Here is a 21,860-nt window from a genome sequence, read left to right as displayed (position 1 = left end):
GGGCTTTGCACCTCTTTATTGATTTTTTAATAGTACGAGATTCGAGAAGTTTTGTAGAGACTTGCTCCACCATCGACAGTAAGACGGAACATCCCCATACTACTTCCGTCTTCACCGCCAAACGATGCGCCTATATTAGAAACATTGTTTTCAAGCGATACACTACATACATCAGCGTAGTGCGTTGTTTGACTTCCATTCAATTTCCCAGCAACAAAGCCAACTTCCGTTGTTCCAGTTACGTCGGAAACATATCCGTGATTTCTTGCATTGGCTATAAAGTTAGAAGGATATATGTCATAGCCGGTATAGTTATCATTAAAGCCTGTGTTCGCCACGACGATGCTTCCATCTCGTTTGACAGATATGCCATCCAGACTGCAATCTAAGTTCCCCCAAAGGTCCTCAATACCGCAAAACTTCACTCGGTCCATAGTTGTCATTGTGTCGCCCCAGAACATCCCCTTTTTATCCAAAGCTCCTGTTCTGCCAACTCTTATAGACGGCAAGTTTTCATCATAGAGTCCCTTTCCTAGCGCTGTTTGTGAGTCTCTATTCTTGAACATCACAAGGAATAGAACTTGAAGCATTAATAGCTGATGATACGTAACCATTTCATAGCCTGCACCATTTGCTTTAGCTAGTGTGCGGAACTCATTTGTGAACTTACCATTAGTGGGGCTTACGCCAGTCATGCTTTTTGTTTTTCCAGCGACTGTGTATCCTTGATACGCTGATATATATATGAAGTCTTTTTCTACTGTTCCTCTCATGTGAGCTAAGCATTTGTAAGATGAATCAAGCTGAAACTTACTATAGCGAACGAACACGTCAGTCCCAACTCGCTCAATCTTCCAGTAAATTTTCGGGAATTCAATCATTACGTCACCATTGTTTGTGGAAGTTGTGCCATCATCGAATTTTGTGAAATCATAAGGGTCTAAATAACCGACGACCTTTCCATTACTGAATAAGCATGGCTTTATGTCTTTGAACGGGAAACGTTTTCTCCAGCTACCATAACTGAAGCTTTTTGAATACGTTGGTTTGCCTCCTGAATCGTATCCAGTTAGTGTGATAACTGTTTGTGCAGGAATAGATTCAACAGCTCCGTCAATGTATGTCAACGCGCTTTCTGGGTTTGCATTCGTCGTGTCGATCTTGACACCGAATTTAGAGTCCCTTGCGGGCAACATTGTTAGTGTTTGACCTGATAACGTGTCATTCATTGTGTTTTTAACGCTGACAGTGAACGCTCTGAAGTAATATTCTTCATCGTTGATCAAATTTTTGACGATAACTGTCTCGCTATCGCCTTCATATGCCAAATAACCGTCTGTTACGCTCGTAGGATATTCGCCAATCTTGTAGCGAATGATGATTCTGCTGAACGTGTCATCAACAGGATTCTTCCAGACGAGCACAACAGAATTATTCATTGACTCGCCTTCAAACATTGTGATCGAAGGTACTTTGGTTATTCGTATCCATTGATCATCTATTTTGGCATAAACGCAGCCGTTCCAGTAACGCATGCCATGTCGCCCTTCTTCTGAGACGAATGATCCTTCATGTGCTTGTAGCTCCTCTAAAGCTCGGTAGGATTTATTCATCATCCAATTCAAGTAAGAAGCAGGAGCTTTGTATTCTGGACGCCATCCGTTATCTATATAGTCTGACGTAGGCTTCGTACCCTCATTGAGCCATACCGGTAATTTTTCCATAAACATCGTTTCCTTCCATTGGGAAATTTAGGTTATCGCTACAAAGGTAGAAATATATGATTTTTCATTAGCATTGCCGTCCTTGTCTACTGTGAAGGCTCTGAAAAAATAAGTCTTACCTTTTTCTAGATCAAAGATAGTGACTTCCTCACTGCTGCCGTCGTAAGCTAATAAGCCATTATGAATAGTGGCTGGATAGGAATCTGTTGCGAGCTTATAGCGAATTACAACCTTGTAAAATGCTGGATCAATTGGATTTCCCCACGATAGTGACACAGTTCCTTCATTTGATACTGCCTTGAATCCTGACACGGACTTGACAGTTGTGTCTATCACCGGATCAAGCATGGTGCCTTCCTCATAAACAGGTGTCCATAAGCCATTTGTTCGTACAGATACCTTTCCCTGCCAAAAGCGAAAGTCATGGGCGCCTTCTTTTATGAGTGTAGATTCCTGCATATGCTTTTGCCCTTCTTCTAGGGACAAGTACGTTCTATTCATGAACCAGTTAAGGTATTGTGCTGGAGGCTTTTGGCCTGGTACCCAACCATTAACTTTTTGACTCAACGAAGGTTCCTTCCCTTCATTCAACCAGACTGGTAGCTCTCTCATACAGAGCCTCCCCCTTTCGGTCGTCTATAAATTGAACCTAAATAGCCGCCAGTTTCAGGATTGTTCGTGTCTGAAAAGCCGCGCATTGGATCGTAAAGATCTTCATTTTCATCACCAAGTTCAAATGTACCTTGGAGTAATATTTCTTCGATTTTGATACCTGCAGCAATGATGTGACGTACAACTCGAACGAACTCTTCATCGCTCATACCTGCTTCAATAACTCTAGACAGCGGCATGTTGATTGCTTTGATCGTCAATGATTCTGGCTCAAATGGGTCATGCCACTTCTCTACAATTTTCACTTCGTCAAGCTGCGCGCTTAAAGCCATAGCAATAGCACGAATGATACCATCCATTGTGCCATCGCTTAGATTGCGTATGATTTTGGCCTTGATTAATAGTCTGTAGAGTTCATCTGTTGCTGAGCCTCTAAAAATCCGTACGTCGGAGCCGATGTTATCTAGCGTCGCTCCTTCTGCATCGTCAATATTACGCCAAAGCATGACAGTCTCATTTGCTTCTTTTATTTCTTGTACTTCGTTGCTCAATACGCCTAGTAATTTGCTGATATTACTATCTGGTCGCTTGTCAAAGTAATCAACAAGTTTTGATACGATATCCTGTGTATTAAACATCAATCGTCACCTCGATATTACTTGCATGTATCTGAGCAACTTGATAAATCTCCATAGCAATATTTTCTTCGTTCGCTACCTCGCCTTTTAAAAGTTGAATGCTTACATCCTCTACACCGTCTACGCCGAACACACTCAATAGCGCTTTCGAGTGAATCACTCTGTCTCCCATGTTTAGTCCTGCAACATGCTGACTGTTTGTCATGATTCCGCCAATATAGCGAACAAGGCTATCTTTTACTTGGTCAATTCCGTTGTATGGGAACATGCTGTTTTTCACTGAAATGTTTACGCGTGCATGAATCTCAATTTCATTCGCTCTTGTGAAGCCAATGTATTGATAGTTGCTACTAGCATCCTTAATTTCAAGCGCAGATGTTCCGAAAGCTCGGATACCTGCTGCTTTTTTCTTGTGGATGGCTTTTGCGATATCTTCATCCTGACCGCCCAGCACGAATACTTGAATGGAGCGAGCAGGCGTGCCAAAACGGTCTTCATAGTCCTCGTAGTTTTCAACGACAATCGCGGATCGTACGTTGGGCGTCTTAAGAAGCTCTGTGTGAATCGATGCAGCTGTACCTGAACCAAGACCTTCTACTGTTAAGTTTGCACGTTGTCTTGCTTCTGGATCTGTCTCTTTCTCACGTCCGCCATCTGTATAGTTTAAATTGTTAACAGAATTAATGCCGTACGTCGGGTGAACAATCTGATTGATTTCGCCTGTAAATACGTTTCCTGACGAACCTGGCTCTGACGCAACAATCTCAATCTCTACCTTTCCTGTTTCATCAATCGTGACGTCGTACAGCGTAAAGAACAGTACATCTTCCTCTGTTGAAACAAAGAAACCCGCAGGAATTTTTGTTCTTGGCGTGCCTGTTATTTCAATTATTCCGTACGCATACTCAGCAAGCCGCCTCTCAATACCTGCGAATGGCAGCAGCATGTCTAGCTGCACGCCTTCTGCTGTCTTTCGGTACCCAGAATGGTAAACATGCTCAAGGTCTTGCCACAATAGCGACAGGAACCATGCCATAATGCGAATTAAGATACCAAGCACAGAACGTTCTGATACGTTTGAGTCCTGCCCGAACTTCTCTTTTGCTTTTGCGGACATACTGTCAAGCAGCTCTTCGTATGCCTTACGTTTGAAGCCTGATTTAGTTAGACCCATGTATGTTCACCTCATTAGTTATGGTCTCGCCGCCAACAAGTGCAACAGTATAGTGCACGTCTAGTGTCCGAAGCCTTGTATCTTGTTTTGTTGTGATTTCACCGATGGTTTCAATACGCTCCTCTTGCGCAAGTACTCTGGCGATTTCTGACTGCACTTCATCGTCTTCCGGCTTTTCAAGCGCCAGATGATAGTTGAAACCAAAGTCTTCATTAAGGAACCATTCACCCAGGTTGGTGGAAAGCATGATTTGCAGGCATTGCTGCAATTCCTGCGTCCCCTCAATAATCGTGAAGTCCCCTTTGTCGAAAACCAAGTCTCCATCTTGTAAGCCAAATGTCTTCATATCCATCGTCCTTTCTTTAAAAGATACCTACGATGATGGCATCGTGGACGCTCATGATTCGAGACGCTCCTGGATAACTGAGCTTTCCTTCTTGTGCCTCGTCGATTGCTCGTTGCGCAAAGACAGCTAGCACTGTGTCTCCTGCTTTCAAAACAGGATGCAGTTCAATGAAGTCCTCAATGACTTTCATCTTCTTGTGTTCGTGTTTTCCTCCATCATGACTATGAACACCGGAGCCAGTGTATTGCGAATGGCCGCCTCCATTGTGGACGTGCTCACCTTCTGGGATGCTTACCTTGAAAAAGTCCTTCTTATGAACCTTCATTCGTTGCCAGAGCACCGGTACGTCTTCAATGATAGAAAGTGCTTCGGGTTCCATGCCAGCTTCTTTTGTCTTAAACAGCGGCTGAATCGTAGCCACACGCTTCTTTTCATCATAGGAGAGCACCTTACAAGGCATCGAGGTGTTTATAGTCAGTAACATCTGATTGCGGAAGTTCTCAAAGAACATTGCGGATTCTGCCATATTATTCGACCTCTACTTCTGTATAGAAATTATCACCGCTCCACCCATGTGTTCCTCGTCTAACCCGATAACGTCCTTGTACAAAGCGAGTTTTTATCTGGACAATGGATGCGGTAGTCATTCTGTATTGAAGCAGGCACTTGACCTTGTAGCCTTTACGCCCCTTCTTGTTGTCTGTCTCTTCTTCAAATGGCTCCGGTGCACCAATCAATCCCGTTTCCGCACTAAGCACGAACTGCGCATCGTCGCCTGCGTTAATGGCACGAATGTATAACTTGCTACGGCTGATGTAGAAACTTGCGTTGCAGTCTTTCGCTATCGATTTCATACTGTCTGCAATGGATCCGTTGATAGAGAAGCCTTTAGCGTATACTTTATCATTTGGGAGTTTAAGTACAGCGAGCTTGACGCCGAGCTTGGTAGACAAGTCGGATAGGATGTAGGAGGCTTTGACGCCTTTTTTGTATGACTTCTTCGCTGTCTTTTCAGTATTGAGGGGCTGTGAGTCAATCACAGAGATAATCGTGGGGTGGTCTGTACCGTCTCGTTTCGTAAGCACTTTTGTGATATGACCCGAGAGGATGACACCTTTGTCATTTTTGTAGCCAGCATTCAGTGTGATTTTGCTGTTTTTCTTGAAGCTGTTAATTGTAGTACCAGATAAGTTGTATATGGTGATTTCACTTGTGTTCGGTGTAGGATCGTCGTCAAAGTCGATGTGGAACTCAATCTTAAAATCATCACTGGATAAACGCTTGCCATTGCATAAGACTTCTGCGATGCGGCCGAATTGTATATTACTCATCTTCTTTGTTCACCACCATCAGAAACACGGTTTTACTCAGCGTATCGTAAGAAACTTTGGTCTCTACGCCTGCTTCATCCATAGGAATGATCGTAGGTGCTGGAAAACGATCGTCATGTATTTCAGAAAACAAAGGAACACCATAGACGATTTTCTCGCCATAGACCAACACTTCATCGTCTTTGAGTACGTCGAGAGTAAAGTAGTCATGAAGCTCGTTGTAGCGGACACGCAGTTCAAAGTTCTCTACGCCCAGTTCTACTTCGAAACGATATGGCACCATGTCTTTCTCGATTGGAATATGTTCAAAGCTCATTTCTAGCTCACCTCTATTTCACTCGTATTTTTTGTCCAACTTTTATCTTCTTAGAATCGATATTTCCATTTAGCTTCTGTAGCTGTTGCCATGTCGTGCCGTACTTCGGAGCCAATGCCCAGAGAGTATCACCCTTCTTGATTGTGTGCGTCGTCTTACCTGTGTTCTGGTTCTGCGTTTGCTTCTGTCCTGAAGTGGATTCAGGCTTTGCTGATTTGGATCCTGTCTTATAGGATTTACCTGCAATACGAATCTCTTGAAGAGTCATTGTGAAGTTAAAGCCATTAGCAATGTTGGAATCTGCGTCGTAGGAAAAGTTCTTTACGACCATGTTGTGATACACCTTGCGTCCGGTGTAGGTTGCGACTTTCCCTTGCTTTTCCAAGTTGATGATGCTCGCAATCGCACTATTCACGGCACTACTGGTATTACGTAAGATCTTCCCACTTAGGGAAAGGCTCTGTGGGAGCCTCTCAATGTGGTCCGAGATTCTGATACCGTTTTCGACAGGGTGCTGTGGCACATTCACATCGTTATCCAATGCTTCTTTTTCAACGTGTAAGTATAAACTGTTGAGTTTGGCCATTCATCATCCCTCCATAGTTGCTGGGAATACCGTGCTAAGCGTACTGAACCAGCCTTCGAGTTCATCTTTGATACTGACTGCAGCCGACTGCGGATCTTTTGATCCATCTACATGGATAGTGACCGATGCTTTGACTGAGCCGCTGTTGTTCGTTGTGCTTCGCGTAGCAGTTGATCCGGGATCAACACCAAGTGGGCTGTAACCTGCTACGTTCGCTGTTGCTTCTGGCATGTTCATTTGCGGTGAAGCACCGTCACCTCTTAGGAAGCCTGAGTTTCTTAATGCATTCGCTTGGTTTGCTGTGAGAACGGCTTCGTTCTTGTGGAGCTCTGCAGTATATCCGTTAAACGGTACACGGCCAAGACCTGTTGCGTGAGAACCATTAATGCCTTTTAGTTTCCCCATAGGAACTGCTGGTCCAGATGCTGTTGCCTTAGCATTCGATGATGCCACGTTGTTGTTCATCTTGATGATGCGACGCTCTATGTCACCTGCGATTGCATAGACACTGTTTCTAGCTCCGTTCATCTGACTTACAATGGCTGTACGAACACCTGCGAATGAAGAAGATGCACTGCTTTGTATGTGAGCGAAGATAGCTCTAAGTGCTTGGGACATCTGTAAGCCTTGTACAAGTGCGCCTGTTTTAGCTGCAGCCATTTGAGATATGACCACTACACGCACTTTGATGAATCCTGCGTTCGTTGTGGAAGCTAAAGCTGATGTGAGCTGCCCCATGCTTGCAATGAATGATGTCCAGATAGTTGTTGCGCCCAGTGCAATACCTTGCATGGTCTGCCAGATGTTTTGTCCCATTGCAACGAATCCTGCTGAAGAGACAGTTCCAATTGCTACCATAGATGTACTCATCCAGTTAACAAAGGCGAACCAAATCACTTGAGCCATCAAGACTGTCTGTTGCAAGCCTGCTACGATGGAGTTGCCTACTTGTGCGAACTCTCCTGCAACTGCCATATTCATGCCACCAAGTGAAGTTGTTGCTGTAGTTGCAAGTCCACCTAATGAAGCGGTTGTTATGGCGTCTAATCCAGATAGTGAGCCGGACACTGTACCATTCATCATGCCAAGACTTATTCCTGCAGCAGTCGTCATACCACCGAAGGAAGTAGAAGCAGTGCCTGGGAGCATTCCGAGTGAAGCTGCTGTTATTGCATCCAATCCTGACAACGAACCAGATACTGTTCCGTTCATCAAGCCGAGTGAGTTACCCGCAGCCGTATTCATTCCATCAAATTGAGTGGAAGCTGTACCTGGAAGCATACCAAGAGAAGCAGCAGTCAATGCGTCTAGTCCTGAAAGGGATCCAGATACTGTTCCGTTCATTAAACCGAGTGAGCTACCTGCCGCTGTATTCATGCCACCAAATTGAGTGCTCGCTACACGAGGGAGTCCTGTTAATGCATTAGTCGCTGTGTTGTTGATGCCGAACAAGGAAGTGCCTGTTGCCATGCTTAGATGATCCATGCTGTCTATTGACTTGGAGGTTCCTTCTTGGAATGCTTCTGAGACGCCATTCCAGCTTTGCCCTACTGAGCCGCTAGTGTCTTTTGCATCCTTCTTCAAGCCGCCCCAGTTGTATCCTTTGATTCCATCGTATAGTTTGCTTCCAAGAGCAGATCCACCGATACTTCCAGCGATACCACCAACGACTCCACCGATTGCTGTGCCGATACCTGGTATTACTGAGCCGAGTGCGGCACCTGTTGCTGCGCCTGCCCATGCTCCACCAACACCACCTGCTGTAGCTGTGGCGGTTCTTCCAGCCGTGTCATAGTCCTTAGCCAATACAGAGCCGCCAATAGATACGCCACTGCCAATCAGACCTAAAATCCCTAGTCCTTTAAGCGCCTTGTTTCCACCGCCCAGCTTGCCCATCTTTCCTAGCAACCCTTTAGGTGTAGCAACCTCTTTAGGCTTTGTGACTTCTTTGCTGCTTGTCAATACGGACTTGGTTTTTTGATTCTGACTATCGACTGGATTCTTCTTGCTAGGTCCTTTTTTGCCTTTTTGGCCATTCTTGCCTCCAACCACACCACCGCCACCATTACAGTTGCATTGGATGTTGGATAAAGCACTAATCATTTTGTTTCCAGCGCTATCTAGCTTTTGAGCCGCTGCCATTAATGCTCTGGCAGAGCCATCTTGACCTACAGGGAATGAGTCAGAAGTGACGGTCGCTTTTCCAGCGCCTCCAAATGTATGGACAGTTTGTTTTCTTCCTTTTCCACCCATGCTATCCATTACTTCTCCTGCAAGTGATCTTGACCCACCGTTTCCAAAGCGATTAAAAATCCCTTTGATTATGTGGTAGCCTGCATAGATATTCCCGAAGACACCAAGGATTCCTGCTGCCACGCTTGCTAATGGTGCTGCAATCGTTGTTAGTATAATACTCAAAGCAATGAGACCAATAGAGAATCCTGCAACGAACTTCATAAGGTTCGGATGTTCATTCGCAAAGTCCATGAGCCCATTTGCTGCGTCTAGCGCCACTTCACCTATGCCAGCAAGTAACGGTGAAAGATCTACAAAGGCTGTCGCAAGGTCATCGATTAGCTCAAGCATCTTCGGTGTGTTCTCTTTGACATAGCTAATGAATGCTTTGAAGTTTTCGTTGTCGCTAAGTTCTGATGCCCACTCACGGAACCTGTCTGTCATGTCTACTAAGTACGTCATCATGTCAGATGAAGAAGGACCGAATGCTGCGAAGAACTCTACAAGGCCGACGTTCAAGTTACCGAATATCTCGCCTAGCTTGGGTAGATTTTCTTTCGTATAGTCCACGAACTTCTTGAAGCCGTCGGATTCTCCAACACCGTCAGCCCATAGCGCAAAGCTTGCTGTCATGTCCTCTAAGCCTGTTGCTACCCACTGACTGAGTGGATCAAGCGACTTGACTAGAGACAAGAAACCAATCAGTAAATTACCACCTGTTCTCGTCAGGCTGCCGAGTAGATTAGCGGCTTCATCGTTCAGGTACTTAATCACTTCTTGCCCAAGTTCCGAATCCAAGGAATTGTGCAGAGATTTCATTAGACCCTCACTCATGCTTGTTACTTTCAAGAACAATGGCTCCAGCATCGTTAGGACTTTACTAGTTGCGTCCATGGCCATTGCGTATGCACGCATTGTGGAGTCTTCTGTTTTTTTCATTATTGCCCGATAGTTGTCAACCAGCTTTGATTCTGAGTCCTTCGCTGCTAGCTGCGGTTTGGTCAACTTATCCTTCTTAGGGTCGAGGCCATTTAGTAAATTAATATTTTCAAGGAATGGGAGGAAGCCAGCGAGTCCTGCTACACCTGCGCCTCCAAAGAGTCCGACTGCCCCAAGTAACCCTCCACTTAAAGCACCAATCATCGGGCCTAAGTTTCCGGCTACGTTGGCGAGTCCTGCCATAACAGGAATTAGTGTAGGAGCTAATAGTTTGAGCGATCCCCATGGAGCAAGCATCTTGCCAATAAAGGTAGCACCATTGATTGCGCTAGATTCTATCCAGCGGAACCCATTAACTAGGTGGTCTATTCCACCGCCAATGAGGCTTTTGCCTTCTCTTGTACCGTTTTTATCTTGTCCCTTAAGCATTCGCCTTTGGATTTTATCTAATTCCTGCATATCTTTTACGATGTTTCGTGTAGAGCGTTCGCCGCCTTCAAAGCTTCCTGCCATGCTGCCAGAGTCTTTTGCAGCGCCACTCAAGTCCACTCCACCGATGCTTTTGCTCATTCCACCTGCTGAAGCCTTTGCTTCTTCAAGGTGTTTGCTGATTTCCTTGAGCTGTGCATTCAAGTCTTCCATGCTTTTCGTGAGCTTCGCCATTTCGTCGTTCGTGTTGCCTGACGAGTTAGATGATTCTTCCATGCTGCTTGATATAGTGGACATCTTGTCGCTGACTTTATCGAAGAACTTTTCAGAGCGTCTGGCAGAGGCTTCCATCGTCTTAGATGCCTGACGTATCTCTTCCCCGATGCCGCTGAATGAGTCTTTAAGTTCTCTTGAGGTCCTGCGTATGTTGTCGTCTATGCTACTGAATGTGTCCTCCATGGTTTTCGAGGACTTCTTCATCTGCTTGTTGATGTCTTTCATCGAGCGCTTAATCTCTTGCGTATACTCATGGGTCTCTTTGTTGATTGTAGTGGACGTTTCTACCGTCTTCTTCGAGTGCTTCTGTGTCTCGCGGTTGATGGACTTGCTTGACTTCTCCATCTTGCGCATCGAGTTCGACATAGACCATGAAGTCCGATCTGCGTCTCGAAGGTTTTCATCTAGCTTCTTTGCTTCTTTACGTGAACCTTCGATGTTGTCCTTGTATTGTTCCGTAATATTGGCAGTGTTCTTCATCGTCCGGTTGAGCTGTTGTACCTCTTTATGAGATTGCTCAAAGCCATTGGCAATGTGTTCACTGTCTACTTGTTCTATGGAACGACCAAGGCGACCTACCTTCTGGTTCATGTCTCCGATGCTTCGGTTTGCTTTCTTTGCTGATTCATTTACATCATTGAACTTTCTGTCCAAGCTCTCGACTGGACCTGCATCCAGTTTGCGTAACTTTCGTTCCAGTGCGTCAATTTCCGCATTCAGCTTCTTGAGTGGACCGCTATCGACATCGATACCAATCTCTACTAATAAGTCTCTAAGCATGATTACTTGTGGCCCCCTTTCTTGTTGGCCTTATTGACGGCTTCGATATGAATATCAAGGGCAGCATTCGCTTCCATGATTTCGTCTAGCGTCATCAGGGAAGCGGTACTGTAATCGATTACTTTCTCCATGACTAATCGCCACATTAGCCAATGCTCTTTTGCTTTTCCTTTATAATGCCGTTGAGGTTTCGGTTTAGCGAAAAGTGAACGTCATTGCCTCGCCCATTACGTCTGTGAAACCTGGGTTTTCCTCGAAGAAGTCGAAGTCTACTTTGCCGCCTTCTTTTGTGAAGACAACGTGCTCCATCAACTCACGGTAGATAACTTCCTCAATCATTGTTCCTGCGTCATTCTTAGAACGGTCACGCATACGGATGCTCTCAAGCAATCCTGGGTGTTGGAATAAGTACTCGATACCTTCAATTTTGATTTCTTTCTGTTCGCCGCGTTTAGCCATTTTCAATCTCTCCAATTCTTTGTTCTGATTTTTGGTTTGTAGGTGTGTCATAACTTCTTTAGTGTTGCGTTTCGTTGTTGCTGATGCTTTTTTTGCTGGTGGCTTTCGAGTTGTTGCTTTCTTTGTAGGTGTCTTCTTTTCTGTAGACATAATTAAGAAAGGAGCAGCGCATGGCCGCTCCCCTTCTCCTTATTAGTTAGAAACATAGTCGAACACTTTGATCTCATACGTACGCTCAGAGATCGTGTCGCTATATTCTTTATCCGATGGTTTTGTGACCATCGCTTTAGTCCCACCAGACTTTTCTTTCACTTCGTTGTTGCTGATGACCCAAACCGGAATCATCTTAGATGAAGCAGCTAACTGATCCAACATATTGATAGATGGTGATGTTTGGTTCAGTGTGATTTCCACTGTGCCTAGTGTGTTGTTACGTACAGCTACACCCACATCTCCTTGTGCGGATACGGAAGGCTCGAAACCGTCTTCGTCCTTTGAAGCGGTCACGAATGTAGATTCTGCATAACCTGTGATGAACTTACCGTCTACTGTTACTGTTACTTTCTTAGCGTCATAAACTGCGATATGTGGCATGAATGAATTCCTCCAGGAATATAGTATTTTTGTACATAGGAAAAGCGAAACCTTAGATTAAGATTTCGCCTTGGATTGATGCTTCGTGTATTGCGCCAGCTAGTTCAAAGCTGAACGACAAGCCATTGTAACGACGTTCTGCGCGATCAGCTTGGCTTACTTGTGAGCGGCTTAGTGCGCTGATTGTGTAAAGAGGAAGACCGTCAGCATCTCTAGCAATGATGCCGTTGCTTACTGCTGTTTCCATGACGTTTGTTACAACTGATTCAATCTGTGCAATCCCTGCGTCTGTGAATGGAACCTTGTCAGAAGTAGAAAGCAGTTTCTGAATCTGTTGTTCTAAGTTCAAGCGAACCCAGTCTTTACCGTGGATTACGTCGATGTACTCACCGCTCACTACGATACCTTCAGATGTTTGATTGATGCCTGCTTTTGTTACGTAAGCAACTGCACCTTTCTTATGCAACGACTGCAACTTGCCGCCACTCAAGTCTTGAGGTGTTACGCCAGCGATTGTCTTGAACTTCCAAGTAACCGATCCAACGGGACGTGAACCGACAGCACCAATTAGGCCTGCGCTCGGAACTTCTGTCACTTCGTTGTGGAAGAATACAACTGTGCGGTCATATTTCTTTGTGTTAAACGCTTCTACGTCTGTTTCAAGACCCACTGTATGAACAGCAATCTTCACACCGTTTGCTTCTACTAGGTCCGACACTGCAAGCTTGTCTTCCTTTGTACCGTCAGCCACCATAACGAAATAGAAGTCGTTATAGAAGAACTGCTCAAGCACCTGTACTGCTAGGATTGGCTTTACTGCTTTCTTGTTGAATACAGCGACTGCCACTTTTGCAGGACGGTTGCTCTGGTTAAATACTTTGGAAGCATAGCGATAGACTGCTTTCTCTGCAGTGAAGTCTACCAATAGATCTTCCAGGCTGAAGTATTCCTTGTAAGAAGCTTCAGTTGCTTTGTCGTCCTCTGCGAGAATTAACGGGACACCTAGACCGATCAGAGCTGATGGTTTCTTGATGTCGATGGATACAGTTACGTCTTGTAATGGCATTGTGTTTCCTCCTGTTAGTTGAAAAGATTTTTGTATTGCTTACGCACTTCTTCTTTCGTCTCCAAGGAAGCCTGTGCATATAAAAAAGCCATGCATTTGCATAGCTCCCTTAACTGGTTGATGTTCTTGATGGTGAAGTTCATTTGATTACCTCGACGCCCACATGCTCTATGAAGCCTACATGGACTTGCGTTTGAGTCGTAACTCTGAGCCTGACGTCGAAGCCAAAGCGTCGTTCGAACTCGATGCTGACGAAGTTGTCTCGACTATCGATCGGCTGGACTTTGACGATCGCAACGCTTTGTTCTTGTAGTTGATACATGCCAGTGCCTTTAAACCACCCGAATGCTTTGTGGATGTCTTCGAATGACTGATCCAGTTTGTCACTATAGGACGTGACGGAGACAACTAGCTCTGTTGCTTGACTCAACACGACATCGTCTTCTACAACTGTTTCCGTGCATTGCCCAACAGTTTGGCCAGCACTCAAGATTTTGAGTGTGAAGTAGGGATACTGTGGCGGCTTACCTGATTGGTCAGCCATGATCACGGTATTGCCAGTAGCTTCTTTCAAACCTTTGATCAGTGGCGTTCGTATGCGGTTAAGATCTAGCAAAGCTACTCACCGCCTTTAGTCTGTAGTAATAGAAATCGGTGTAATCGGAGAAGTCTTCTGCCAACTCGACCGAATACTCTCGACCTTTATAGAGGACGCGTGTCTTCAGAGAGAGCGGCTCGAGAATATACAGGAAGCAATCCTCTTCAGTGACGCGGCCGCCACTGTTGTAGATCTGCTTGGTTCTCGCATGGACGATAGCGCCTTGCATCGTAATGTCTTGTGCGACGCTCTCTACGTAATCACCCGTGTCTTCGTCGTAATGACCGTCTGAGGACATCTGAACAGTGAAAGTAACGTAATACTTCTCGATCAACCTCTGAAAGCGATAGGACTTGGTCATTTCACTTTCACCTCCATAGAGTCGATCATGTGGCCCGAGTCTTCCAGCGGGTCGTTTTTGCCTTTTTCTTCTTGTGTGAACGGATGGTTAGCAGGACTGCGAAGATCATCTGCATAGTCACGTATTTGATCACGCATTTCGTCACCCAACATCTTTAGGAACTGCTTGGCAGGGATATTGCCAGCAATCACGTCATCTACATACTTAGAAGCAAGCTGGTAGACATCATCTACACCACGATCAAATCCTGTACGTATGAAGGCTCGTTCTGGAATGGTGATGGTTTTCGTGCTTGCCTTTAGAGGCAAGCCTTGAGCAGCTAAATACGCTCGCATCTTGTCAGTGACTGTGATCGTCGCACCGAACTCTTGAACACCTGCAACCATTTCAGTGTGGTTCTTCTTGTGGTAGCCAACAACAGCAGTATTACGATTCAATTGCTTCATGTTACGCAGAGCTTTTGGAATGTTGTTCTTGTCCTTCTTGATCTTGACGTGCATCTGATTAACCTCCCCATCGCAAGCGTACAAGGCCTGCTTTACGGAGCATGTCAGTCAACGCTTTGTCACGGTCGTTCGTAGATTCAAACTCTTGCTTCATGTCTGCGATCCATTCTGCTTTGATATGGCGGCCACCAGCCAGCTCGTTCTCTACATACTGCGACGCTACTTTCTTTGCAGTCGGCGGTAGTGGATCAAACTGCTGATTGCAAGTACGCTGGATAAAATCAAGCGCATCTTCTAACACAACGAGCAAGTAGTCATCGTTCACTGTGTCGTCTGCAGGTATTCTTAGGCGAATCTTCAACTCGTTTAATCTCATTCTTAGCTTCCTTCTTTCTTCTAGGATGTCGTGTCGTATCGGTCTGACATAGGAGTCGACGGTAACGATAAACGCAATGGTTGAACGTTCTACAGCTACTCCTGACGTAATGTTAGACACAATTGACGTGACACTGGCTCGGTAAGGGCTCAGAAGAGTTTTGGAGAAGCTTTGTTTGATGTAAGACTGGAGAATAATTTTTTTCCCTATAGTGGAATGAATGATAATCGGATTAACACTGGACGCAACAACAACTTCTTGCTCTTTTGGCAATGTTTGGACTTTTATCGTCACTTCCGTTGCAGCTGCCTTTACGAAAGATGCAGAGACGATTTCTGAAGCACGCAGCGTGTCAGTTGTAATTTTTCTGACTGTGGATGTGACTATAGAGATTCTCTTACTTGCAGATGAGCTTACAGCGTGTGTGCCAACTTTTTCTGTGAAGGAGTTGTTAATGAACGTTTCCTTGCGGCTGACAACGATCTTAGAACGGATTGGCATGACTCCTGAAGAAACGAAGGATTCGTAGGTGTGGTCGCCTGATGCGAAGACGTTCGTTGTGATTGGAGAAACAATCGATGTGAGGACGAATGCCTTCTCCTTTTCTATTAAGGTTTCTGCATAACTCGAATGCATGTGAGAAGTTGTAAGAATTTCTTTTGATGCTGTAGCGGCTACCCTACTGTAAATTGCAAGCACATTTGATGCGAAGCCGACTTGTTTGCTCCTAGAAGCTTCTGAAGTAGATCTGATAGGCATTACAAAGGAAGTGGCTATGCAATTGCTACTGTTTTCTTCAATAATGCTAGACTCGCTTGGCTTCGCATGAGAATCAACGACAGTTTGTTTTGTCTTTGTAGCTTCAGAGGTGCTCTCAGCTGCAAAGACGTGAGTATTTGCTTGTCTGGTGGCGGTAGCTTTGCTGATAGCGCTTGCTGTGATGTCTGTTACGGAAGAGATGATGGATACAACCTCACTCTTCTCACGGACACTCTGAGAGCCAATATGTCTACTGAATGAATAAACCTTTGTTTCAAGCTCATGGTGAGCGGTTGTGGCAAAGGAGGCAGAAGATGTTGCAACAATGACCTCATGTGGCTCCAACTCTGGGACGACTAGGTAAGTCATATCAACGAGGTCTGCCTTAGCAGTGCAATGTTCACCAAGTCCCCTGCTTCTCATCCTTCTTTCAACGTAGAAAGTGTCGGCGTTTTCCGGAACAACAGCCCGATAAGGAACATCTGTGTGTTTTCCAGGCGACGTAATCGTCAGTCCGCCATAAGAGATGATCTTTCTGTTGACGTCAAAGAAGTAAACCCACACATGAGCTTTGTCGGAACTGTACGCATCAGAGTCTAAGCTCAAAAGAAAATTCATCTCGGCAGGCGTGCCAGACATCCCTAAATAAGTAGAGAATTGAAGATATCCAGTACCTGTGGTGTGAAAAACAACGGATTTATAGTGACCCGAATAAAGCGTCTTATTGACTGGAAGAGCACGAAGCTCAAGTCTGATAGGTCTTCCCGAAGCCCTTGACTGAATATGTCCGACTTGGGAATCAAGATGTGCGTGCCATGTCTTAATTGTTTCTGAGACGCTCTGTATCGCATTCGCACGGCTATTGGCCAACAGGACAGCAGAAGATGCTCTCTGAGAGCCTGTGTGAACATCTTTCATAAATGAAGTGACTGAAAGTGTTCTGTACCTTCCTAAATGAGAGAAAGAGTCGATCAGTCCAGCAAAGGAGTTTACAGTTGATATTCGTCTTCTACTAAGCTCCGATCTACTGCAAGAATCGATAGGACTGATTAAAGAACTTGTGGCGGCTTTGACGTTTGTGAAGACAACCGTGCCGATTCTGCCGCCTTTCGTCGAGGTAACGACTAAGGCATTCTTAGTGGTGGTTGTCTGAAGCGGTTCAACGTGTGAATAGCTGCTCTTCTGCACTTCAACAGCTGACTGTGACGTGATACGTTTTACTATTACATCAGATGTAACACTTGGACGTATGTTGTTGTCTGCAGCTATTTTCTTGACTGACGTCGTTACAGTAGCTTCGTATGACGTAGCTTCTTTTGAAGCATTAGGGATTGTATAGACTAAAATGACTCTTGCTGCTTCGTCTTTATCTACATTGGCTGCTATTTCTGCACGAAAGTAATGGGCATACCCTGGATACTGGATGGTTCCATCTGCGTCTATATAAGAAACCCCATTATTGAGGGAATAACTTAAGCTGTGGTAGCTTGAATCCATATAAGAAGATTCAATATAGTACGCTACATCGATAGGCTCGGGAATACTCCCCAAAAGAATTGCCTTTCTAGTTAGCGGATTGTACGTATCGGTGCCTACATCCAGCCAGTTCAAATCAGCTATAGTATGATCAATCTTTCTGATCTGCGTATAGGTTCGGTACCAGTTACCACCTGATGTAGAGTTGACTTGTATAGTCTCTACTTCTTTTACGTTTTCCGGAACTGGTATATAGAGCAAGTTTTGTAGCAGCACGGGATTCTTATAACCTTGGTCTATGCTTCCATCTTTGTAATGGTAGCGATAACGAAGGCTGTCTAATTTATTCACTATGCTGCTTTTTACACTTCCTCTTAAGTCTGTGTTTCTATATTCAAGATAGAAGTGGAAACCAGTGATTCTGCCTTTGCCCTCAAACGGCTCTGCGGTGAGATAGGCAGTCTTACTTATGGAAGGTGTAGAAGTTGTGATATTCCAGTAAGGTAAAACATAGGGTCTTGGTGCTCCGTACATAGTAAACCCAGGCTCTAATGTGTAAGTCATTCATTTTCACCGCCTTTCCAACAGATGATGCATTATACTGTCTGAGGCACTTGGATGCGGTGGCGGACTGTGATCTGATCTTCTTCCATTGTCATTTCGAAGTTCGAGTATGGCTCAACAGCTGTAACAGGTGTTGCTTCCCCTGCTGATGTGTAGATAGCAGATGCAGCGAATGTCTGCGGTAGTGTAACTTCAGCGTCACTGCCGTTTACTACGATAGACAGTTCCAACACTTCTGCTTCTGGAACATGTGTGAAGGTTACGCGTGGGTCTGATGTATCCAGACGTATAATTTTTGCTCCTAGATTGTCTTGTAGCTCAATATGGTTCCAGTTAGCCTCGATATGTTCTCTGATGCTTTTGTAACCGGCTTGTGTGATTTCAGCCATTTTTTGTGTCCCCTTTACCCGTTATTTCTTCTTGTTATTAGTCTTGTTATCTTTATTCGGCATTGGCTTAGCGTCTGATTTGACTTCGATCTCTGCTCGTTTCTTAGAGTCATTTTGTTGCTTCTCATGGTAACGTCTTAACAGCACGTGATTCACCTCTCTATAAAAATAGAGGAAGACCGGAGCCTCCCTACTAGCTTCAAATTATGTGATTGTGATCTTAACTGCTTTCGACTCATCTTCAAGTACAACACCATAATGCTCGTCTGCAGAGATAACAGTTGTCTTCTTCAAGATGTCACGATCCGTTTCTACTTCGACTACACGCTTTAAGTAGATAGCAAGAGCGCCAGCTTTTACTAAGTACGCTGTTTTGTCGTCCAACTTGTTTGAGCGGATAACTTGTGCGCCAAGCACTTCGCCGAATACGCCAGTGATTAAAATGCGGTCTCCAAGATCGGATGCTCGTGTCCAGTCAGCTGCTGCATCTTTACGCAATTGTGTTGCTGCTTTTGGTGAACAAATCAACACCATTGCTTCTTGGTCTTCATCATTAAAGATATCCTGCGCTGCTTCTACTGCATCTACAGATAGCTTTGTTGTTGTAGGTGATATAAGAGTCGTTGTAGCCAATACTTCTAAAGAATCGTTGTCGATCTTATTAACGATAGACATGCGTAACTGCTTACCTGCTTCACCAATTGGATCTCCGTAACCGGATAGAACGGATTCATCTGTTAACTCGACTGCTTTACCAGCCTTCTTGATTGTTGCTTGTTGAGTAGAAGTTGTAAGGACTGATGTGCCCATCGCTACGCCTTCCGCTACATCGTCTGCATCTCCGATATATTCGAATCGTGGAACTGTTACTGTATTTCCTGCTTGCCCTTCAAGTGTGCGATCGATACGTGCAAGTGGAGCAAAGCGGATTGCTTTCTCAAGCTTTGCTGAAATCATGTCTTTAAGTACTTCTGGGTTGACCATATTGGCCATTTTAGTTTGTGCCATGTTCTGATTCATCTCCTGATTAAGTAGTAGTTAGTTGCTGGTAGAGCTCTGGATTTTCTGTATACAATCGAGTTCGTTCGTTATAAGGCATCTGTTCGAACTGATCTTTTGTTACAGAGGGTTTGCGGCCACCAGATGGTAATGTCGGAGTTCGACCTTTAATACCATCAGCCTCAAACAAGTAGTCATCTGATAGCTTTATTGCTTTGAGCTGTTCTTCTAGACCGGCAAGTGTGCCACCAGTCAGTTTCATAGCTTCTATATCAAGCAAGGCTTTAACAGCTTTCGAATTCTTGACTTTTGCAGTGCGGAGGGCCCCTTCCAATGCAGAGTCAAAGTCCTTCTTCTGTAGCTTTGCTTCATATTCAGTTACGACTTTCTCGTTGCTCAACTGGAGCTCTTGGATCTTACTCGTCATCTCTTCATGGTTCGTCGTCTGTGACTTCAAGGATTCTAGTTGTGTATCCCTTGCTGTAAGCTGTTCTTTTAGCTCCTTGATTTCATCGTTCTTATCGTTGAGACGACTTCTAGGAACACGGTCTTTGGAATCTTCCTCAATTGCTTGAAGCACATCTTCCACTGTAGATTCACCAATCGATAGCTTCGTCAATAATTCTTTCATAATGATCCATCCTTTCTAATACGAGTTTTACGTGGATACGCCACGATTGAAAGCAAAGCAAATGAGCCGTTTAACGACATGCTCAGGTCGGGGTCTTACAGTTTGTTCCGTAGGTCGCTTAGTCTATCTTTTGCTACTAGGATTCGTTTGTGCTGTTCACCTAGTAAAGCAAGTTGGAAGATTAGGCAGAAGCCTTGAGCGATTCCAACGAAGCTCCAGATGCTTAGGGCGATGATAGCCATTACAGTCATTCATTCACTTCCTTCCACTGTTGTTACTTACAGCTTTCTCATACCAGCATAGTGACCGTTCTTGTCTCGAACGAGTTCAGCTCTGCCATTCTCTTCATTAAAACCAGCGCCACCTCTTATGCCGCTATCATCCTTTTTCTCTTGCTTCTTACGCTGCTTTTCACGCTCCGGATCTTTGACCCATGGATGATTCTCAATCAGTGTTTCTTCAGAGATAATACCCTGACTACTAACGGCCATGTCGATAATTTCTGCTTCATTAGTTAGAAGAAGCTTGTTAAAAGTAAAGAGTATATCCCTATAGTCGAAGCATTTCTGCTCTGTCTCATTGCAGTATTCCGCGATAAACCACATGAACTCTCGCAGTGCTAGAACGAACTTGCGCTCCATGATAGAAGCTTTCATATCTAGCAGTGAGTAAAGGTTCTTCAACGCTACACCAGAAGGAGCACCCCCAATTACGTCCGGAGAAGGATTGACCCCTTGACCAAACGCATAGATGTTTTCCTTGAGCATGTCCGTCTGTGTCTTGTAGGCTTCCACTGGAACTTCTGCACGGACAGTTTCAATGCCGCCTTCTAAGTCAAGCGACACGGCTTTATAGCGTTTCAGATTCTCCATGAACTCGCCTAAATCTTCACCTGTGTAACCTTTCAAAGCCCAAATGAGGGATTGCATATCTGCTAATGTGTTCTGTGCATCTGAGACTAATAAATCGTAAGCATCGATCGCTTCTTTATAGAAGAACAAATCACCAATACGCTCATTGTTATTGGCAAACTCAACGAACGGTACGCGCCCCCAGCTTCTCCACTCAGTTCCGTCCGCATTGGTGAAATGAGGAGCTGGATTCATTTCTTCGCTTTCATCCAGCACCACCTGATGGTCCGTCATCACATAATAGGTGACATCCGTATCTGTCCACACTTCAAGACGAACCGTTTCTTCTGATTCATCATAGAAACGAATGCCAGCTGTTAACTTACCTGTCTTTATGTCTTCAATTGGAATGAATGTTTCTGCTGGGATTAGCATGTAATCAAAAGCACCTTCTTCATCAATGAAAGGATGTAGCCATTCCTTTCCTTTGTTAGAAGCTCCCTTGATTAGCTCAGGCAAGACGTCCTCCCACTTTTCACCGATGAGTTCTTCAATCGTCTCCATGGTTTCTTTACAGCCGCTTTTAGAACTGAATACCATTGGTTCGCCGGACAAGTAGGCTGTCTTCTGATCGACTAGGATTTTATGATAGCCAGAAGGAATGCGTTCATTGCTCGCATCTACATCGACAACTTTGACACCATCACGATAGGCATAGATTTGGCGGCGGCCAATGTCGTTCTTATTAAGATAGTAGTCAATTCCTATTTGCATCTTCTTAGGATTAAATGCATCATAAATCTTCTTAATTTCTTCTGTTGGCAATGGCCTCGGTGCATTCGCTGCCAAGTGTGCCAGAAGCTCTTCTCCGTGCGTCTTGTTGCTAAACAGGTACATTGCGGACC

24 protein-coding genes are annotated in these 21,860 nt (G+C 44.8%); all 24 read right to left on the bottom strand.

Annotated elements, in window-relative coordinates; translation table 11 throughout:
• Window positions 1–26 precede the first annotated feature (26 nt).
• Entirely contained in the window at window positions 27–1,724 is a 1,698-nt protein-coding gene (locus CSV76_RS11100) for a fibronectin type III domain-containing protein (protein ID WP_099625623.1), read from the bottom strand.
• A gap of 27 nt (window positions 1,725–1,751) precedes the next feature.
• On the bottom strand, window positions 1,752–2,336 hold the full coding sequence (locus CSV76_RS11095) for a fibronectin type III domain-containing protein (RefSeq protein WP_099625622.1): 585 nt from the start codon (window positions 2,334–2,336) through the stop codon (window positions 1,752–1,754).
• Window positions 2,333–2,974 (bottom strand): DUF2612 domain-containing protein, encoded by a 642-nt coding sequence (locus tag CSV76_RS11090; protein ID WP_099625621.1) that lies wholly within the window; start codon window positions 2,972–2,974, stop codon window positions 2,333–2,335. The genes CSV76_RS11095 and CSV76_RS11090 overlap by 4 nt, the downstream gene beginning before the upstream one ends.
• A complete protein-coding gene (locus CSV76_RS11085) occupies window positions 2,967–4,148 on the bottom strand; it encodes a baseplate J/gp47 family protein (protein ID WP_099625620.1) in 1,182 nt (393 codons plus the stop codon). The genes CSV76_RS11090 and CSV76_RS11085 overlap by 8 nt, the downstream gene beginning before the upstream one ends.
• On the bottom strand, window positions 4,135–4,494 hold the full coding sequence (locus CSV76_RS11080; RefSeq protein ID WP_099625619.1) for a contractile injection system sheath initiator: 360 nt from the start codon (window positions 4,492–4,494) through the stop codon (window positions 4,135–4,137). Before CSV76_RS11080 ends, CSV76_RS11085 begins: the two co-directional genes overlap by 14 nt.
• Window positions 4,495–4,510: 16 nt before the next feature.
• Window positions 4,511–5,020, bottom strand: coding sequence for a hypothetical protein (locus tag CSV76_RS11075; protein WP_099625618.1), 510 nt, complete (start codon window positions 5,018–5,020; stop codon window positions 4,511–4,513).
• A 1-nt stretch (window position 5,021) separates the two neighbouring features.
• On the bottom strand, window positions 5,022–5,825 hold the full coding sequence (locus CSV76_RS11070) for a phage protein (RefSeq protein WP_099625617.1): 804 nt from the start codon (window positions 5,823–5,825) through the stop codon (window positions 5,022–5,024).
• Complete coding sequence (locus CSV76_RS11065) at window positions 5,818–6,141, bottom strand: phage baseplate plug family protein (protein ID WP_099625616.1); 324 nt, start codon at window positions 6,139–6,141, stop codon at window positions 5,818–5,820. The genes CSV76_RS11070 and CSV76_RS11065 overlap by 8 nt, the downstream gene beginning before the upstream one ends.
• 13 nt (window positions 6,142–6,154) lie before the next feature.
• Entirely contained in the window at window positions 6,155–6,727 is a 573-nt protein-coding gene (locus tag CSV76_RS11060) for a LysM peptidoglycan-binding domain-containing protein (protein ID WP_099625615.1), read from the bottom strand.
• A gap of 3 nt (window positions 6,728–6,730) precedes the next feature.
• Window positions 6,731–11,386: a hypothetical protein gene (locus CSV76_RS11055; protein ID WP_143560363.1), complete on the bottom strand. Its 4,656-nt coding sequence runs from the start codon at window positions 11,384–11,386 to the stop codon at window positions 6,731–6,733.
• A 2-nt stretch (window positions 11,387–11,388) separates the two neighbouring features.
• A complete protein-coding gene (locus CSV76_RS17550) occupies window positions 11,389–11,532 on the bottom strand; it encodes a hypothetical protein (protein ID WP_199173055.1) in 144 nt (47 codons plus the stop codon).
• 49 nt (window positions 11,533–11,581) lie between these two features.
• Window positions 11,582–11,995, bottom strand: a complete 414-nt coding sequence (locus CSV76_RS17710) for a hypothetical protein (RefSeq protein ID WP_233204457.1) — start codon at window positions 11,993–11,995, stop codon at window positions 11,582–11,584.
• Between the two features lie 42 nt (window positions 11,996–12,037).
• Window positions 12,038–12,439 carry a phage structural protein gene (locus CSV76_RS11040; protein ID WP_099625612.1) on the bottom strand — a complete coding sequence of 134 codons (402 nt, stop codon included), beginning with the start codon at window positions 12,437–12,439 and terminating at the stop codon, window positions 12,038–12,040.
• Window positions 12,440–12,491: 52 nt separating this feature from the next.
• Complete coding sequence (locus CSV76_RS11035) at window positions 12,492–13,505, bottom strand: DUF3383 family protein (RefSeq protein WP_099625611.1); 1,014 nt, start codon at window positions 13,503–13,505, stop codon at window positions 12,492–12,494.
• A gap of 139 nt (window positions 13,506–13,644) precedes the next feature.
• Window positions 13,645–14,121, bottom strand: coding sequence for a phage neck terminator protein (locus CSV76_RS11030; protein ID WP_099625610.1), 477 nt, complete (start codon window positions 14,119–14,121; stop codon window positions 13,645–13,647).
• Window positions 14,108–14,464, bottom strand: coding sequence for a hypothetical protein (locus CSV76_RS11025; protein ID WP_099625609.1), 357 nt, complete (start codon window positions 14,462–14,464; stop codon window positions 14,108–14,110). The genes CSV76_RS11030 and CSV76_RS11025 overlap by 14 nt, the downstream gene beginning before the upstream one ends.
• Window positions 14,461–14,964, bottom strand: a complete 504-nt coding sequence (locus tag CSV76_RS11020; RefSeq protein ID WP_099625608.1) for a hypothetical protein — start codon at window positions 14,962–14,964, stop codon at window positions 14,461–14,463. Before CSV76_RS11020 ends, CSV76_RS11025 begins: the two co-directional genes overlap by 4 nt.
• A 4-nt stretch (window positions 14,965–14,968) precedes the next feature.
• Window positions 14,969–18,085, bottom strand: coding sequence for a head-tail connector protein (locus CSV76_RS11015; protein WP_099625607.1), 3,117 nt, complete (start codon window positions 18,083–18,085; stop codon window positions 14,969–14,971).
• Window positions 18,086–18,117: 32 nt separating this feature from the next.
• Window positions 18,118–18,474 carry a hypothetical protein gene (locus CSV76_RS11010; RefSeq protein WP_099625606.1) on the bottom strand — a complete coding sequence of 119 codons (357 nt, stop codon included), beginning with the start codon at window positions 18,472–18,474 and terminating at the stop codon, window positions 18,118–18,120.
• 21 nt (window positions 18,475–18,495) lie between these two features.
• The gene (locus CSV76_RS17850) at window positions 18,496–18,630 is read right to left on the bottom strand and encodes a hypothetical protein (RefSeq protein ID WP_255406942.1); all 135 of its coding nucleotides are present in this window, start codon (window positions 18,628–18,630) and stop codon (window positions 18,496–18,498) included.
• Window positions 18,631–18,678: 48 nt separating this feature from the next.
• A complete protein-coding gene (locus CSV76_RS11005) occupies window positions 18,679–19,482 on the bottom strand; it encodes a N4-gp56 family major capsid protein (RefSeq protein WP_099625605.1) in 804 nt (267 codons plus the stop codon).
• 19 nt (window positions 19,483–19,501) lie between these two features.
• A complete protein-coding gene (locus CSV76_RS11000) occupies window positions 19,502–20,104 on the bottom strand; it encodes a phage scaffolding protein (RefSeq protein ID WP_099625604.1) in 603 nt (200 codons plus the stop codon).
• Between the two features lie 95 nt (window positions 20,105–20,199).
• Window positions 20,200–20,355 (bottom strand): hypothetical protein, encoded by a 156-nt coding sequence (locus tag CSV76_RS17330; protein ID WP_158232792.1) that lies wholly within the window; start codon window positions 20,353–20,355, stop codon window positions 20,200–20,202.
• A gap of 27 nt (window positions 20,356–20,382) precedes the next feature.
• Window positions 20,383–21,852: a phage portal protein gene (locus CSV76_RS10995; RefSeq protein WP_099625603.1), complete on the bottom strand. Its 1,470-nt coding sequence runs from the start codon at window positions 21,850–21,852 to the stop codon at window positions 20,383–20,385.
• Between the last annotated feature and the right edge of the window lie 8 nt (window positions 21,853–21,860).

The sequence above is a fragment of the Sporosarcina sp. P17b genome (assembly GCF_002743115.1).
In the GTDB taxonomy this organism is placed as follows: domain Bacteria; phylum Bacillota; class Bacilli; order Bacillales_A; family Planococcaceae; genus Sporosarcina; species Sporosarcina ureae_C.
Note: the sequence above shows the minus strand (reverse complement) of the source record. Positions and strands in the feature narration are given on the sequence as shown.

Bases quoted from the DNA above. Each gene is read 5' to 3' on its own strand.
- CSV76_RS17550 (WP_199173055.1), bottom strand. From the start codon at position 11,532: ATGTGGCGATTAGTCATGGAGAAAGTAATCGATTACAGTACCGCTTCC.
- CSV76_RS11080 (WP_099625619.1), bottom strand. From the start codon at position 4,494: ATGAAGACATTTGGCTTACAAGATGGAGACTTGGTTTTCGACAAAGGG.
- CSV76_RS11095 (WP_099625622.1), bottom strand. From the start codon at position 2,336: ATGAGAGAGCTACCAGTCTGGTTGAATGAAGGGAAGGAACCTTCGTTG.
- CSV76_RS11020 (WP_099625608.1), bottom strand. From the start codon at position 14,964: ATGCACGTCAAGATCAAGAAGGACAAGAACAACATTCCAAAAGCTCTG.
- CSV76_RS11065 (WP_099625616.1), bottom strand. From the start codon at position 6,141: ATGAGCTTTGAACATATTCCAATCGAGAAAGACATGGTGCCATATCGT.
- CSV76_RS11035 (WP_099625611.1), bottom strand. From the start codon at position 13,505: ATGCCATTACAAGACGTAACTGTATCCATCGACATCAAGAAACCATCA.
- CSV76_RS11060 (WP_099625615.1), bottom strand. From the start codon at position 6,727: ATGGCCAAACTCAACAGTTTATACTTACACGTTGAAAAAGAAGCATTG.
- CSV76_RS10995 (WP_099625603.1), bottom strand. From the start codon at position 21,852: ATGTACCTGTTTAGCAACAAGACGCACGGAGAAGAGCTTCTGGCACAC.
- CSV76_RS11100 (WP_099625623.1), bottom strand. From the start codon at position 1,724: ATGGAAAAATTACCGGTATGGCTCAATGAGGGTACGAAGCCTACGTCA.
- CSV76_RS11070 (WP_099625617.1), bottom strand. From the start codon at position 5,825: ATGAGTAATATACAATTCGGCCGCATCGCAGAAGTCTTATGCAATGGC.
- CSV76_RS11040 (WP_099625612.1), bottom strand. From the start codon at position 12,439: ATGCCACATATCGCAGTTTATGACGCTAAGAAAGTAACAGTAACAGTA.
- CSV76_RS11090 (WP_099625621.1), bottom strand. From the start codon at position 2,974: ATGTTTAATACACAGGATATCGTATCAAAACTTGTTGATTACTTTGAC.
- CSV76_RS11075 (WP_099625618.1), bottom strand. From the start codon at position 5,020: ATGGCAGAATCCGCAATGTTCTTTGAGAACTTCCGCAATCAGATGTTA.
- CSV76_RS11010 (WP_099625606.1), bottom strand. From the start codon at position 18,474: ATGGCTGAAATCACACAAGCCGGTTACAAAAGCATCAGAGAACATATC.
- CSV76_RS17710 (WP_233204457.1), bottom strand. From the start codon at position 11,995: ATGTCTACAGAAAAGAAGACACCTACAAAGAAAGCAACAACTCGAAAG.
- CSV76_RS11005 (WP_099625605.1), bottom strand. From the start codon at position 19,482: ATGGCACAAACTAAAATGGCCAATATGGTCAACCCAGAAGTACTTAAA.
- CSV76_RS11015 (WP_099625607.1), bottom strand. From the start codon at position 18,085: ATGACTTACACATTAGAGCCTGGGTTTACTATGTACGGAGCACCAAGA.
- CSV76_RS11025 (WP_099625609.1), bottom strand. From the start codon at position 14,464: ATGACCAAGTCCTATCGCTTTCAGAGGTTGATCGAGAAGTATTACGTT.
- CSV76_RS11000 (WP_099625604.1), bottom strand. From the start codon at position 20,104: ATGAAAGAATTATTGACGAAGCTATCGATTGGTGAATCTACAGTGGAA.
- CSV76_RS11055 (WP_143560363.1), bottom strand. From the start codon at position 11,386: ATGCTTAGAGACTTATTAGTAGAGATTGGTATCGATGTCGATAGCGGT.
- CSV76_RS11085 (WP_099625620.1), bottom strand. From the start codon at position 4,148: ATGGGTCTAACTAAATCAGGCTTCAAACGTAAGGCATACGAAGAGCTG.
- CSV76_RS17330 (WP_158232792.1), bottom strand. From the start codon at position 20,355: ATGACTGTAATGGCTATCATCGCCCTAAGCATCTGGAGCTTCGTTGGA.